Source organism: Enterobacter sp. YSU, from assembly GCF_016082135.1.
Taxonomy (GTDB): Bacteria; Pseudomonadota; Gammaproteobacteria; order Enterobacterales; family Enterobacteriaceae; genus Enterobacter; species Enterobacter hormaechei_C.
On sequence record NZ_CP059487.1, the window covers coordinates 3,692,772 to 3,706,577 of the forward strand.

The following is a 13,806-nucleotide window of genomic DNA, read 5'->3' on the forward strand; positions in this document are numbered from 1 at the left end:
TGGGTCAGGCAAGACGCAAGACCCAGGCATCGGTTTTACTGTCGTAATGCTCACGGTACAGAACGGAATGTTCCCCATCAAGGATCGCCGGGACGCTGGTATCTGCATCCCAGGCGTCCAGCTGCATGCACAAATCCGGATCGGATTTGCAGGGAATACTTAACGTTCGTTCGCCTTGTGATTCGCCGCGCAATTCAGCGTCGTCGATTTCAAAAGCGCCAATGCGTACGCTGGTTTTCGTCATAATGCTCTCCGGTTTGTTGCCCAAAATCTGGTATGACCAGTGCAGTCACCCATTTTTGATCCTAGACAAGGAGAGCGAAATCGCCAGTAAAAAAATGCGCTTTTTTTCAGGCGCTGCGGTTGTTACCGGTAAACAGGCGGCCATCGCGTACCAGTTCGCGCGGATAGCTGTTTTTCAGCCGCGAGCCGACTTTTTTCGCCAGCCCCAGCGGATAACCCTGATACGTCACGATGACTTCATCCTGTGACGGGCCGTCTTCCGGGTAAACGTCACGACCGCGATACCACTCTTCCGCTTCCTGATGCGTCAGGGCAAAGGTGTTCTCACTGCCGGCCAGCGCAATGACCGCTTCGTGCTGCCAGCGATAGCCTTTGTTGTGGATCTCCGCCAGGCGAATACCGAGGCGGGAGAAACGCACCTTACCAATCAGCGGTTCGATGTTGACCGGGAACAGCCACAGCTCTTTGTCACGCATCCAGAGGCGCAGGCTCTCATCCCAGTGCAGGCCGACTTTGCTCGCAGCCGCTTGCGCCTGTGCCGCCTCACGGCCTTTGACCGGCGTGAACGGGAAGTTGCCGACCTTAAACTTAGGGGCAGGCAAGGGATCGACGGCGCGGGTTTTACGCAGACGGGCAACAAAGAAGCCTTCGCAATCGTAAATCTGCGGGAAGACATGCAGGAAGCCTTCAGGGGTGGCCGCATGACTGGCCGAGTCGAAGAGGGTGTCCAGCGGCAGAAACTCGACGGCATCCGCATAGCGTTGCTTGAGCCACAGGCAGACGTCCTCGTTTTCATCGCGATTCAGCGTGCAGGTAGAGTAAACCAGCGTCCCGCCTGGGCGCAGGGCATGAAACGCGCTGTCGATCAGTTCGCGCTGTGTGGCGGCGATCTCCAGGTTGCTTTCAACGGACCAGTTTTTTAACGCATCAGGATCTTTACGCACCACGCCTTCGCCGGAGCAGGGCGCGTCGAGCAGGATGGCATCAAAGGCTTCCGGCAGGGCAGCGCCAAACACGCGACCATCGAAGTGCGTTAACGCGACGTTGTGGATCCCGCAGCGGCTGATATTGGCATGCAGGACTTTAACCCGGCTGGCGGAAAATTCGTTGGCGAGGATCGCGCCGCGGTTGTTCATCCGGGCGGCAATCTGCGTGGTTTTAGAGCCCGGCGCCGCCGCGACATCCATAACCCGCTCAGGCTGGTTCCCGTCGGCAAACAGCGCAGCAACCGGCAGCATGGAGCTGGCTTCCTGAATATAAAACAGCCCGCTCAGGTGCTCGGCGGTGCTGCCGAGCGGCAGGCTCTCCTCGTCATCCCGTTCGATCCAGAAACCCTCTTCACACCACGGCACTGGCGTTAATTGCCAGCCGTAGGGGGAGACGAGATCCAGAAACGCCCCGACGCTGATTTTCAGCGTATTGACGCGAATACTCCGGCGCAAAGGGCGCTGGCAGGCGGCAACGAAATCGTCGAAAGAGAGATGAGCTGGAAGCGCCTCGCGCATCTGTGCGAGGAATTGTTCGGGAAGAAATACGGAGTTTTGAGCCACGGGCACACCACAGGGAAACATTCAGGTGCGCAGTGTAACATAAAGGCTCCGGCGCGTTGACACCGGAGCCTGCGAGATTAACGCGGCAGCGCCGTTCCCCATTCGCGCCACTCTTTCGGTTCACTTTCCAGCAGCAGGAAGTGTTTACCTGCCTGCGCCTTAGGCGCCAGAGGCGTGCCAGGCGGCGTCGCGAAGGCAATGCCGCCGCGAATGAACTGATTAAAGGTCCCCGTTTTGACCACGCCACCGGTCAGGCCGAAGTCCAGCGAGTAGCCTGAAGCGAGCCAGAACACCGAGTTGTTGCGCACCAGATGCTGATAACGCTGGCTGATGCGCAGGCCGACCATCACGCGATCGGACAGATTACCCAGCGTCAGGCTTGTTACTGTCCCTACTTCAATGCCGCGGAACAGGACCGGCGTACCGATGCCCAGCGAACCGGCTTCCGGCACTTCAACCACAATGCTCAGACCGTCCAGATAACGGGAGTCGGTGATGGTGGCCTCCTGCAACTCAAATTCACGACGTGCGTTGCCGCGACCCGGTTCAACGTTAATGTACGGCTGAAGTATGGTATCGAGATGCTCAACCCCTGCGGCAGAAATTTGCGGCGTAACTACCGAGAAGCGCGAGCCTGCCCGGGCGAACGTCTGCACATATTCCGGATAAAGCACGGCGGTCGCCTGCACTTCATTGCGTGCGGTGATCAGCGTCAGCTTCTGGACCTGCCCGATATCAATGCCGAGATAGCGGATGGGCATGCCTTCTGCCAGTTTACCGGCATCAAAGGTGTGCAGGGTAATTTGCCCCCCGACCGCGCGCGCCGCGGTTTCGGACGGGAAGAGGATCCGCTTGTCACCTTTACGCATGTTGCCGCCGGCGCCGCTCAGGTTATCGAAGCTGATCGCACCGCGCAGGGCACGGGAGAGAGGCGATGCCTGTACGGTCAGCCCGCTGCCGTTGAGCTGCACTTTCGCGCCACCCTCAGCCCAGAACACGCTGTTTGGCGTGAGCAGCTTGCGGTACTCCGGCTTGATATGCAGTTCGATATCAAACGCGTCCGCACGAGGACGAACGGTGATCACTTCCCCCACCTCAAACTTACGGTAAAGCACGACGGAGCCTGCCTGGACATCCGGCAGCGTTTCAGCGCTTAAGGTCAGCGTGGTGGTTGGCAGGTCGCCGAGGCTGTTTTCAATGGCTTTGTCCAGATTGGCGAACAGCGGATAGCTTTCGCGCAGCGCACCTTTGCTGCCCGGCAGAATGCGGATCCCGCCGTTAACCCACTCACTGGCGCTGGCGCCGAGGAACTCAACCCCGTCCAGACCCACCTTCACGTCGACCCGACTGTTAACCACAAATTTACTGTCGCCGTGGACCAGGTTGCCGTACTGGGGATCGATGGCGGCGGAGAAGGAGACCCCTTTTTCCGACAGCTTACGTTCGAGGACCTGGCCCACCTGCACACCGTGCAGGATCAGCGGTTGCCCGGCTTCAATACCGTAGCTTTCCGGTGCATTCAGCGTAACCGTCAACACGCCCGGTTTTTGCAGCAGGGCTTTATCTGCCGGCGCGATAACAAAGTTTTTGTTCGGCGCACCTTCGCCGGGGATCAGCTCAAAGGTGCTTCCCGTCAGCAGAGAACTGATGCTGGCGTCGCTGAGGGAGAGCTTCGGATTACGCAGTTCAATGCGCGTTTTTTCCCGCAGGAGATCCACCACGCTCGGATCCACCGTCATTTCGCCGGTAACGGAACCGCCCGCATTGAGGGTTAATTTTGTCAGTTGCCCGACCTCTAAACCCTGGTACATCAGCGGGGTCGAACCGGCTTTCAGGCCTTTGGCATCCGGCAGGGTCAGCTTGACGATGACACCGCGCTGGCTGTGCGCCAGGTCGGCGTACAGGCCAAAGGTATCTTCTGCGGCGGCAGGGCTGGAGTTAGCTGGTGAGTCAAAGGCGATAGCGCCATTCACCAGCGCCGCCAGGCTCTCAAGCTTCACTTTCGCACCGCTTAAGCTCAGGTCGGCATCGACGCCTGAGACGTTCCAGAAGCGGCTGCCTTTTTTCACCAGGTTGGTAAAACGGCGCTCGATGAGTACATCAATAGTCACGCCATCTTTGTTCGGGTTAATGGCGTAGTCGTAAACGCGGCCTACCGGAATTTTGCGGAAATAGACCAGAGAACCACTGTTCAGCGAGCCCAAATCCGGCGCGCGGAGATGGATCATCAAATCGCCGTTATTCAGCCGATATTTCGGCTGGGTATCCAGCGCAACAAAGTGATCCTGTGGCTCACCTTTGCCGGGCATCATGCCGATATAGTTACCGCCCACAAGCGCATCCAGCCCGGAAACGCCGGCCAGGGAGGCTTTAGGCGTGACCAGCCAGAACTGCGTTTCGGCACGCAGGGCATCCTGCATGTCAGACTTAATGCTCGCCCGGACCTGGATTTTGTTCAGCCCTTTGCCAAGGGAGATATCCTGCACGGTACCCACTTCCACCCCCTGGAAGCGAACGGGGGTACGTCCGGCGACAATGCCGTCCGCAGACTGGAAATCAATCGTGATGGTACTTCCGCGATCTTCATAGCTCGTCCAGATAAGCCAGCCTGCGATCATCAGCGCGATAACAGGCAGCAACCAGAATGGCGAAATGCGGCGTTTTGTTTTAATTCTCGCTTCAGTCGGCGAAGCGGGCGTTTCCTGACTCATGTGCGTCCCAAAGTAAGCGGCTGTCCAGCCATTCCACTGCAAGAATAGTCAATATCACCGCAGAGCCGAAATAAAAAGCTGCGGGTCCCATGGTAAAAGCAAGTAACTGATCGCGATTGATGAGCGACATCATCAGCGAAATCACGAACAGATCCAACATCGACCAGCGACCAATCCAGGTCACAAATCGCAGAAGCAGGATGCGGGTGCGTAGTCCTTGTTCGCATTTAAAGTGAATGCTGATAAGCAGCGTAAACATCACCACCACTTTGGTAAAGGGCACCAGAATACTGGCGATGAAAACAATGGCGGCGACCCCCACGTTACTGTGCGCCAGAGAGATAATCCCCGAAAGGATAGTATCTTCCTGACGGGCGCCGTTCACATAAATTACGGAGATCGGCAGCATGTTGGCCGGGAACAAAAATACCAGGGAGGCGATTAGCGCCGCCCAGCACTTTTGCAGGCTGTTGTTGCGTCGCAATCTTAACGGAATGTGGCAGCGTGGGCACCTCCCGCGTTTATCCGGAAAACCGGTGTAATGGCAGCCCAGGCAGACGCGCAGGTTTTCATCAGGCCGGGTCGCGGGGCGCTGCGGGTAAAATCGCTCCCAAAGCTGTTCAACATTGAGATGAATCAGGGTCAAAATACTCAGCAGGACCAGTGAAAAAAACGCGAAAAGTCCAATGCCGGGTTGTAAAAACGCATAATCCTGCACCTTGATGGAGGCCACGCCAATGCCTACCAGATAGATGTCCAGCATCACCCACTCCTTGAGCTTTTCCAGCATGAGCAGGACAGGGCGCAGGTTCATCCCCAGAATGTTGCCAAACCACAGGTAGGCAATTGCCGCGACCAGCACCAACGGCGCGCCGACGACGCAGAACAGCACCATGGCGGCCGTAAGCGGATCGCCCTGGCGCGTCATCTGCCAGATCCCCTGCAACACGTTAGCGTCAATACGCACGCCAAGCAGGTAGAGCTTTAACAGCGGCTCGGTCCAGGCGAAGGGCATCAGCAGTAGCATGGTGACCGCCATTGCCGCCAGACGCGTCAATGACCAGTCCCGGCCATCGCGGATTTTGGCATCGCAGCATGGACAAAAAGCACTTTGGTGCGATTTCATCTTCGGCAACATAAAAAGCGTATCGCACTGGGGACAACGCTGATAATGTGCACGGGGCAGAGCCTGGCTTACCGTACGGACAACGATCTTTCGTGTCGGCGTAATTTGGGGTGTTTTTAGGGCCATCAGTCGCACACAGATTAGTATTGTTGAAAGTTATAATAACTCATGAACGGATTCATCTTGAGCATGAGCGCATTTAATGCTTATTTTAATAGGCTATGCGGTAACTATGTAAGATAACTAAGTGATTGAATAATGAACAAAACAGAATTCTACGCGGATCTGAATCGCGATTTTAAGGCATTAATGGCAGGGGAAACCAGCTTCTTAGCCACTCTGGCAAATACCAGTGCGTTACTGTTCGAACGCCTTTCTGACGTGAACTGGGCGGGCTTTTATCTGCTGGAAGGTGACACGCTGGTGCTGGGGCCTTTCCAGGGTAAACTCGCCTGCGTACGCATCCCGGTAGGTCGTGGCGTGTGCGGTACCGCAGTGGCGACCCGTCAGGTTCAGCGTGTCGAAGATGTTCATGCGTTTGACGGCCACATTGCCTGCGATGCCAGCAGCAATTCTGAAATCGTACTGCCGCTGGTGGTTAAAAATCAGATTATTGGCGTTCTGGATATCGACAGCACGGTCTTCAACCGCTTTACTGCCGAGGATGAGCAGGGGCTGCGCGCGCTGGCCGCAAACCTGGAAAATGTTCTGGCAGAGACCGATTATCATAAATTCTTTGCGAGCGTCGCAGGATAATCAACGGATAACGTAGCATTTACTGATAGCGTCATTATAATGTCGCCTGTTCATGCCTGCGCTTGTTGGCAACGTCCGTTGTAATCAGGAAATTTCATGGAAAATCAACCTAAGTTGAATAGCAGTAAAGAAGTTATCGCATTTCTGGCCGAGCGTTTCCCGCAGTGCTTCAGCGCTGAAGGTGAAGCGCGTCCTCTGAAAGTCGGTATCTTTCAGGATCTGGTCGCGCGCGTTGAGGGGGAGATGAACCTCAGCAAAACGCAGCTTCGTTCTGCCTTGCGCCTTTATACCTCGAGCTGGCGTTACCTGTACGGTATCAAGCCGGGTGCGACCCGTGTCGACCTTGACGGCAACCCGTGCGGTGAGCTGGACGAGCAGCACGTAGAACATGCGCGTAAGCAGCTTGAAGAAGCCAAAGCTCGCGTGCAGGCACAGCGTGCGGAACAGCAGGCGAAAAAACGCGAAGCCGCAGCGGCAAACGGTCAGGAAGACGCCCCTCGTCGCGAGCGTAAACCGCGCCCGGCACCGCGTCGTACTGAAAATAACGATCGCAAACCGCGTGCTGACAAACCAGCAGCTAAAGCCCCACGTGCGCCGCGCGAAGAGCCGCGCCACACCCCAGTTTCTGACATCAATGCGCTGAGCGTAGGTCAGTCTCTGAAGGTGAAAGCGGGTAACAACGCGATGGACGCCACCGTACTGGAAATCACCAAAGATGGCGTTCGTGTACAGCTGACTTCTGGTATGTCAATGATTGTACGCGCAGAACACTTGTTGTTCTGAAACGGAGGCCGAGCCTGGCATGAACACTTTTTTTAAGCTCACCGCGCTGGCTGGCCTGTTTGCTATAACAGGCCATGCTTTCGCTGTGGACGATATTACGCGTGTTGATCAAATTCCGGTTCTCAAGGAAGAGACTCAGCACGCGACGGTGAGTGAGCGCGTGACGTCGCGCTTTACTCGTTCGCACTATCGTCAGTTCGATCTCGATCAGGCCTTTTCGGCCAAAATCTTTGACCGTTATCTGAACTTGCTGGATTACAGCCATAACGTACTGCTGGCCAGCGATGTCGAACAGTTCGCTAAACGCAAATCCGAAGTGGGTGATGAGCTGCGCTCCGGAAAGCTCGATCTGTTCTACGATCTGTACAACTTATCGCAAAAGCGCCGTTTTGAGCGTTATCAATACGCGCTGAAAGTGCTGGAACGTCCGATGGACTTCACCGGCAACGACACCTTTAATCTGGACCGCAGCAAAGCGCCATGGCCGAAAGACGAGGCTGAACTGAATGCGCTGTGGGACGGAAAAGTCAAATATGACGAACTGAGCCTCAAGCTTACAGGCAAAGACGAGAAAGAGATCCGTGAGACGTTAAATCGTCGATACAAATTCGCTATTCGTCGTCTGGCGCAGACCAACAGTGAAGATGTTTTCTCGCTGGCGATGACCGCGTTTGCGCATGAAATTGATCCGCACACTAATTATCTCTCTCCACGTAACACCGAACAGTTCAATACCGAAATGAGCCTGTCTCTGGAAGGTATCGGTGCTGTGCTTCAGATGGACGATGACTACACCGTAATCAACTCCATGGTGGCCGGTGGCCCTGCGTCGAAAAGCAAAGCGATCAGCGTAGGCGACCGTATTGTCGGTGTGGGGCAAACCGGAAAGAGCATGGTGGACGTGATTGGCTGGCGTCTTGATGATGTTGTTGCGCTGATCAAAGGGCCGAAGGGCAGCAAAGTTCGCCTGGAGATCCTGCCAGCCGGTAAGGGGACCAAAACCCGTATCGTTACTCTGACCCGTGAGCGTATCCGTCTGGAAGATCGCGCGGTGAAAATGTCGGTGAAAACCGTGGGTAAAGAGAAGGTTGGCGTTCTGGATATCCCAGGTTTCTACGTCGGCCTGACCGATGATGTGAAAGTGCAGCTCCAGAAGCTTGAAAAGCAGAATGTCAGCAGCGTGATCATTGACCTGCGCAGCAACGGCGGCGGGGCATTGACCGAGGCCGTCTCGCTTTCCGGGCTGTTTATCCCGTCTGGCCCGGTGGTACAGGTGCGCGATAACAACGGTAAAGTGCGTGAAGATGCCGATACCGATGGTGTGGTCTACTATAAGGGTCCGCTGGTGGTGCTTGTCGATCGCTTCAGCGCCTCTGCATCGGAAATCTTCGCTGCTGCCATGCAGGATTACGGCCGGGCATTAATCGTCGGCGAACCGACGTTTGGCAAGGGCACCGTTCAGCAGTACCGCTCTCTGAACCGTATTTACGACCAGATGCTGCGCCCTGAGTGGCCTGCGCTGGGCTCAGTACAGTACACCATTCAGAAGTTTTACCGCGTCAACGGCGGCAGTACGCAGCGCAAAGGCGTGACGCCGGATATCATGATGCCGACAGGTACCGAAGAGACGGAAACGGGCGAGAAGTTTGAAGATAACGCGCTGCCGTGGGATAGCATTGATGCCGCGACATTCGTGAAATCAGGTGATATGAAACAGTTCGGACCGGAACTGCTGAAAAATCACAACGATCGCATCGGGAAGGATCCGGAATTCCAGTACATCATGAAGGACATCGCGCGTTTCAACGCTTTGAAAGCGAAACGGAACATTGTGTCTCTGAACTACGCCCAGCGTGAGAAAGAGAACAATGAAGATGACGCGACACGTCTGGCGCGTATCAACGATCGCTTCAAACGTGAAGGCAAGCCTCTGCTTAAAAAACTGGACGATCTGCCTAAAGATTACCAGGAGCCCGATCCGTATCTGGACGAGACGGTGCATATCGCGCTTGATCTCGCGAAGCTGGAAAAAGAGAAACCCGCTCTGCAACCTGCTCCGACAAAATAATCCCCTAACAGGCACAAGAAATTGTGCCTGTTTCTTTATGTACCTCCTCCTTCCGTCAGGCGGATTTCCAATTGTGTAAAGTTGTGTCTTTCTGGTGACTTACGCCGTCTGGATGCTTGAAAATAGCCGTAATACCCATACGATGTGGGTAATCGCATAGTGCGTTTTGTTAAACTGAGGTTAAAAGAATATTATGATGCGAATCGCGCTCTTCCTGCTCACCAACCTGGCGGTGATGGTGGTATTCGGGCTGGTGCTAAGCCTGACGGGAATTCAGTCGAGCAGCGTTCAGGGTCTGTTGATTATGGCGCTGCTGTTTGGTTTCGGTGGCTCTTTCATTTCACTGCTGATGTCGAAGTGGATGGCATTGAAATCTGTGGGCGGTGAAGTTATTGAGCAACCGCGTAACGATATGGAGCAGTGGCTGATGAGCACGGTTGCTCAGCAGTCAAAGCAGGCGGGCATTGCCATGCCGCAGGTAGCCATCTACCACGCGCCGGATATTAACGCGTTTGCTACCGGTGCGCGTCGTGACGCGTCCCTGGTGGCCGTCAGTACCGGTCTGCTGCAAAACATGAGTCGTGACGAAGCGGAAGCGGTTATTGCTCACGAGATCAGCCATATCGCCAATGGCGATATGGTCACCATGACCCTGATCCAGGGCGTGGTGAACACCTTCGTTATCTTTATTTCTCGTATTCTGGCACAGATTGCTGCCGGGTTTATGGGGGGCAACCGTGATGAGGGTGAAGAGAGCAACGGCAACCCGTTAATCTATTTTGCTGTTTCAATGGTGCTGGAGCTGGTGTTCGGTATCCTGGCAAGCATCATTACCATGTGGTTCTCCCGTCATCGTGAGTTCCACGCGGATGCCGGTTCCGCGAAACTGGTGGGTCGTGAAAAGATGATTGCTGCGCTGCAACGTCTTAAAACCAGCTACGAGCCGCAGGAAGCAAACAGCATGATGGCCTTCTGCATCAACGGCAAATCAAAGTCGCTGAGCGAGCTGTTTATGTCTCACCCGCCGCTGGATAAACGTATTGAAGCGCTGCGTAGCGGCGAATACCTGAAGTAACGTAATCGGGTTGAAAAGAACCGGGCTGGAGCCATTCTCCGCCCGGTTTTTTTATGCCTGCGCCTTTGGCTGGGTGACGCGAAGGCCGCTAATGACAGCCGCGAGGGTCGCCAGGGTCCCTGCGGTAATTAGCGCAACGTGTGTCGCATTCTGCCCGGCAAGGTTAAACATCAACGCCACCAGTGCGGCCCCGGTGCTTTGCCCTAACAGTCTTGCCGTGCCCAGCATCCCGCTGGCGCCACCGCTGCGATGACGTGGGGCAGAGGTGATAATCGTGTGGTTATTAGGGGACTGGAACAGACCAAAACCGGCCCCGCACAGGATCATGCGCCAGATAATATCCAGATCCCCCGGCGAGGCGGGCAGGAGCGCCAGCGCAAACAGTCCCACCGCCATGACAACCAGCCCAATCGCCCCCAGAAGCCCGGCATGGACGCGCTCAATAAGGTAACCGGCCAGCGGGGCCATCACCATGGTTGCCAGAGGCCAGGGCGTGAGCAGCAAGCCTGTCTCCACTTCTGAACGGCCAATCACGCTCTGCAAAAAGAACGGCAGTGCAACCAGCGCCAGCATCTGGGCGCAGAACGAGCAAATGGAGGTACAAATGGATAGCGAAAACAGCGGAATACGCAGCAAATCCACCGGCAGTAACGGCACGGGCAGCGCCAGCTGACGTCGAACAAAGAAAAAGCCGATGATAAGCATGGCAACGATTTCTGCGGCAATGAGCGACAGAGACTGTCCCTGCGCAAATCCGCTCAGCGCGGTAATCAGCAGGCCAAAAGTCAGCGCGTTCATCACGGCGCTGGGCAGATCGAAACGTGGCATGGTGCTTTTCGGACCATTTTCCGGAAGATAGCGCAGGGCGAAGAAGATCGCCACAATGCCCAGCGGCACGTTAATGGCAAACAGCCACTGCCACGAGGCAACGGACAGGATGGCGGCGGCAATCGTTGGGCCGGCGGCGGACGACACGGCCACAATAAAGGAGTTAATGCCCATGCCGCGCCCCAGGTGGCGTTGAGGATAAATAAGCCGTATCAGGGCCGTGTTCACGCTCATTAGCGCCGCGCCGCCAAAGCCCTGCGCGATACGCGCCAGCGTAAGGGTGTGCAGTGAATCTGAAAGGGCACAGAAGAGCGAGGTGAGGGTAAAGACCACCAGCCCGCACTGGTAAACCCGGCGATAACCAAACATATCGCCCAGGAAAGAGAGTGACAGAAGGGAAATCACAATCGCTATCTGGTACGCGTTCACAATCCAGATGGAGCTTGCCGGCGAAGCATTAAGGTCTTTGGCAATGGTAGGAAGAGCCACGTTGGCAATCGCACCGTCAAGGACAGCCATCGAAATACCGATGACAATAGTGGCAATTGCCCCGTACCGCTGCGGTAAGGGCAGGCCATCAGAAACGTTTTTTTGCATGGGGAAAGAATGACTCAGCGTGAAATTATTTTCAGAGTAACTATTTTAGCATCGTTATTTCGGTTTTATGTCGCAGATTTGTAACGAAGTAAACCCAGATAGATTGCAGCACGCATCACACGAATTTATAATAAAAACCGGTTCTGATTTTTATAAAACACTCTCCATGAGGTGATAAATGGCAATCGCAGATTTGGATAAGCAGCCAGATTCTGTTTCTTCCGTGCTGAAGGTGTTTGGCATCTTGCAGGCGCTCGGAGAAGAGCGTGAAATTGGTATTACAGAGTTGTCGCAGCGTGTGATGATGTCGAAAAGCACCGTTTATCGCTTTTTGCAGACGATGAAATCATTGGGTTATGTCGCGCAGGAAGGAGAATCAGAAAAATATTCTCTGACCCTGAAACTGTTTGAACTGGGCGCCCGCGCCTTGCAGAACGTGGATCTGATCCGCAGCGCTGACATTCAGATGCGTGAACTTTCACGACTGACGAAAGAGACAATTCACCTCGGTGCGCTGGATGAAGACAGCATTGTTTACATCCACAAAATTGACTCCATGTACAACCTGCGCATGTATTCACGCATTGGTCGTCGTAACCCGCTGTACAGCACCGCAATTGGTAAAGTACTGCTGGCCTGGCGCGATCGCGAAGAGGTGAAGCAAATCCTTGACGGGGTGGAGTACAAACGCAGCACCGACCGCACGATTACCAGTACGGAAGAACTGCTGAGCGTGCTGGATAAAGTGCGTGAGCAGGGTTACGGGGAAGATAACGAAGAGCAGGAAGAGGGGCTGCGTTGCATCGGTGTGCCGGTGTTTGACCGCTTCGGCGTTGTCATTGCGGGCCTGAGCATTTCGTTCCCAACGCTGCGTTTCTCTGAAGAGCGTCTTCATGAATATGTGGCGATTCTGCATACCGCAGCGCGCAAAATTTCAGAGCAGATGGGCTATAACGATTATCCGTTCTGATCGACGCCACCAATAAAAACGCCGCACTTTTGCGGCGTTTCTGTAAGCGAAGTTCAGCGCTGATTAACCGTTATCAACCACAACAGATGATTTACGCAGCACAGGACAGTTGGTTAACCCGATGATCCCGCTGTCGGAATGGATGTACTGAGCCGTGCTTATCCCCTGGGCGGTAAGATATTTACACTGGATACCCAGACCCGCGGCATTTTCTTTGCTCCCCATTAATACGCCGTACCCACTTAATAACAGGCCGATCCAGACAATGGCCAGTACAATTACTGTACGAATAAGTAAACGCATCGTTGCCTCTTTTTTCTTTGTTGTCATAGAGTAAGCGTAACGGCTTTACGCAGTGAAACAAGTGCACGATTCCGAAAAGCGTCTGTTGAAGGTACAGTTAGCCCCTGTTTAAGATAACCGTGATAACCTGGCTGTATCAGGTCATAAGACGGAGTGTGGAGTGAAAAAAATACGCTGGGTAATTCTGATTATAGTGTTGATAGCATGCGTGGTGCTGTGGACGCAGACTATCAATGTGATGTGCGATCAGGATGTACAGTTCTTTAGCGGCATTTGTTCAATCAATAAGTTTATCCCCTGGTAGAGACCATTTTTACGCTGAGTGATGTCCTTACGCGGCGGCAGTGGTAAAATGGCGGTTTTTACTGAGGTGGTGAAATGGGTGAGTTACTGAATTCGGGGCTGCTGAGCATTGCATCCCTGGTAATGTCTTTGTTGGTGCTGGTCGTTGGGCTGGTGCTGTGGTTTTTCGTTAACCGCGCCAGCTCCCGCACAAACGAGCAGATTGAGCTGCTGGAAGCATTGCTCGATCAGCAGAAACGGCAGACTGCGCTGCTGCGTCGTTTGTGCGAAGCCAACGAGCCGGAGGAGAAAGCGGTACCGAAGGACGCTGTTGCTCAACAACAAGACGAGGAAGACTTCATTCGCCTGGTAGCTGAACGATAGTCTGCCCGGAGCGGGGAGGTGGCCTGACGTACGGCGTAAATCCCCTCCCTTATCAAATGCATCCCACAACTTCCCGGCATTTAATTAAGCAGCAGTTAACTCATGTTTTAGCACACTGAAAACTGGCGAA

The 13,806-nt window shown here is 54.6% G+C and carries 13 protein-coding genes; 7 read left to right on the forward strand and 6 right to left on the reverse strand.

Annotated features, from left to right (window positions below):
* Positions 1–4: 4 nt before the first annotated feature.
* From H2Z33_RS17800 to yebS, 4 genes are all read right to left on the reverse strand, one after another.
* Complete coding sequence (locus tag H2Z33_RS17800) at positions 5–244, reverse strand: YebV family protein (RefSeq protein WP_003859885.1); 240 nt, start codon at positions 242–244, stop codon at positions 5–7.
* A 106-nt stretch (positions 245–350) separates the two neighbouring features.
* Positions 351–1,814 carry a 16S rRNA (cytosine(1407)-C(5))-methyltransferase RsmF gene (gene rsmF, locus H2Z33_RS17805; protein WP_017693253.1) on the reverse strand — a complete coding sequence of 488 codons (1,464 nt, stop codon included), beginning with the start codon at positions 1,812–1,814 and terminating at the stop codon, positions 351–353.
* A gap of 56 nt (positions 1,815–1,870) precedes the next feature.
* On the reverse strand, positions 1,871–4,504 hold the full coding sequence (locus tag H2Z33_RS17810) for a PqiB family protein (protein ID WP_017693254.1): 2,634 nt from the start codon (positions 4,502–4,504) through the stop codon (positions 1,871–1,873).
* A complete protein-coding gene (gene yebS / locus H2Z33_RS17815) occupies positions 4,473–5,756 on the reverse strand; it encodes a membrane integrity lipid transport subunit YebS (RefSeq protein ID WP_047740716.1) in 1,284 nt (427 codons plus the stop codon). Before yebS ends, H2Z33_RS17810 begins: the two co-directional genes overlap by 32 nt.
* Positions 5,757–5,888: 132 nt before the next feature.
* Here yebS and H2Z33_RS17820 point away from each other — a divergent pair, with 132 nt between their 5' ends.
* From H2Z33_RS17820 to htpX, 4 genes are all read left to right on the forward strand, one after another.
* The gene (locus H2Z33_RS17820; RefSeq protein ID WP_063134703.1) at positions 5,889–6,386 is read left to right on the forward strand and encodes a GAF domain-containing protein; all 498 of its coding nucleotides are present in this window, start codon (positions 5,889–5,891) and stop codon (positions 6,384–6,386) included.
* Positions 6,387–6,482: 96 nt separating this feature from the next.
* Positions 6,483–7,169 carry an RNA chaperone ProQ gene (proQ, locus tag H2Z33_RS17825; RefSeq protein WP_003859895.1) on the forward strand — a complete coding sequence of 229 codons (687 nt, stop codon included), beginning with the start codon at positions 6,483–6,485 and terminating at the stop codon, positions 7,167–7,169.
* A gap of 19 nt (positions 7,170–7,188) precedes the next feature.
* Complete coding sequence (prc, locus tag H2Z33_RS17830; RefSeq protein ID WP_015570296.1) at positions 7,189–9,237, forward strand: carboxy terminal-processing peptidase; 2,049 nt, start codon at positions 7,189–7,191, stop codon at positions 9,235–9,237.
* A gap of 193 nt (positions 9,238–9,430) precedes the next feature.
* Positions 9,431–10,312 (forward strand): protease HtpX, encoded by an 882-nt coding sequence (htpX, locus tag H2Z33_RS17835; RefSeq protein ID WP_003859899.1) that lies wholly within the window; start codon positions 9,431–9,433, stop codon positions 10,310–10,312.
* A 51-nt stretch (positions 10,313–10,363) separates the two neighbouring features.
* On the opposite strand, the gene H2Z33_RS17840 is transcribed toward htpX, so the two are convergent.
* The gene (locus tag H2Z33_RS17840; protein WP_017384333.1) at positions 10,364–11,737 is read right to left on the reverse strand and encodes an MFS transporter; all 1,374 of its coding nucleotides are present in this window, start codon (positions 11,735–11,737) and stop codon (positions 10,364–10,366) included.
* Between the two features lie 178 nt (positions 11,738–11,915).
* On the opposite strand from H2Z33_RS17840, the gene kdgR reads away from it, so the two are divergent.
* Entirely contained in the window at positions 11,916–12,707 is a 792-nt protein-coding gene (kdgR, locus tag H2Z33_RS17845) for a DNA-binding transcriptional regulator KdgR (RefSeq protein WP_015570299.1), read from the forward strand.
* Between the two features lie 63 nt (positions 12,708–12,770).
* On the opposite strand, the gene H2Z33_RS17850 is transcribed toward kdgR, so the two are convergent.
* Complete coding sequence (locus H2Z33_RS17850; RefSeq protein ID WP_017384332.1) at positions 12,771–13,010, reverse strand: YobH family protein; 240 nt, start codon at positions 13,008–13,010, stop codon at positions 12,771–12,773.
* Between the two features lie 160 nt (positions 13,011–13,170).
* On the opposite strand from H2Z33_RS17850, the gene mgrB reads away from it, so the two are divergent.
* Together mgrB and H2Z33_RS17860 are read left to right on the forward strand one after the other, a co-directional pair.
* Positions 13,171–13,314 (forward strand): PhoP/PhoQ regulator MgrB, encoded by a 144-nt coding sequence (gene mgrB / locus H2Z33_RS17855; protein ID WP_003859906.1) that lies wholly within the window; start codon positions 13,171–13,173, stop codon positions 13,312–13,314.
* A 74-nt stretch (positions 13,315–13,388) separates the two neighbouring features.
* Positions 13,389–13,676 (forward strand): YebO family protein, encoded by a 288-nt coding sequence (locus H2Z33_RS17860; protein WP_032648590.1) that lies wholly within the window; start codon positions 13,389–13,391, stop codon positions 13,674–13,676.
* The last annotated feature ends 130 nt before the right edge of the window (positions 13,677–13,806 follow it).

What these genes read in the sequence shown, in the direction of transcription:
- H2Z33_RS17860 (WP_032648590.1), top strand. Translation starts at nt 13,389, where the DNA reads ATGGGTGAGTTACTGAATTCGGGGCTGCTGAGCATTGCATCCCTGGTA.
- H2Z33_RS17850 (WP_017384332.1), bottom strand. Translation starts at nt 13,010, where the DNA reads ATGCGTTTACTTATTCGTACAGTAATTGTACTGGCCATTGTCTGGATC.
- kdgR (WP_015570299.1), top strand. Translation starts at nt 11,916, where the DNA reads ATGGCAATCGCAGATTTGGATAAGCAGCCAGATTCTGTTTCTTCCGTG.
- yebS (WP_047740716.1), bottom strand. Translation starts at nt 5,756, where the DNA reads ATGGCCCTAAAAACACCCCAAATTACGCCGACACGAAAGATCGTTGTC.
- H2Z33_RS17820 (WP_063134703.1), top strand. Translation starts at nt 5,889, where the DNA reads ATGAACAAAACAGAATTCTACGCGGATCTGAATCGCGATTTTAAGGCA.
- prc (WP_015570296.1), top strand. Translation starts at nt 7,189, where the DNA reads ATGAACACTTTTTTTAAGCTCACCGCGCTGGCTGGCCTGTTTGCTATA.
- proQ (WP_003859895.1), top strand. Translation starts at nt 6,483, where the DNA reads ATGGAAAATCAACCTAAGTTGAATAGCAGTAAAGAAGTTATCGCATTT.
- H2Z33_RS17800 (WP_003859885.1), bottom strand. Translation starts at nt 244, where the DNA reads ATGACGAAAACCAGCGTACGCATTGGCGCTTTTGAAATCGACGACGCT.
- H2Z33_RS17840 (WP_017384333.1), bottom strand. Translation starts at nt 11,737, where the DNA reads ATGCAAAAAAACGTTTCTGATGGCCTGCCCTTACCGCAGCGGTACGGG.
- H2Z33_RS17810 (WP_017693254.1), bottom strand. Translation starts at nt 4,504, where the DNA reads ATGAGTCAGGAAACGCCCGCTTCGCCGACTGAAGCGAGAATTAAAACA.
- rsmF (WP_017693253.1), bottom strand. Translation starts at nt 1,814, where the DNA reads ATGTTTCCCTGTGGTGTGCCCGTGGCTCAAAACTCCGTATTTCTTCCC.
- htpX (WP_003859899.1), top strand. Translation starts at nt 9,431, where the DNA reads ATGATGCGAATCGCGCTCTTCCTGCTCACCAACCTGGCGGTGATGGTG.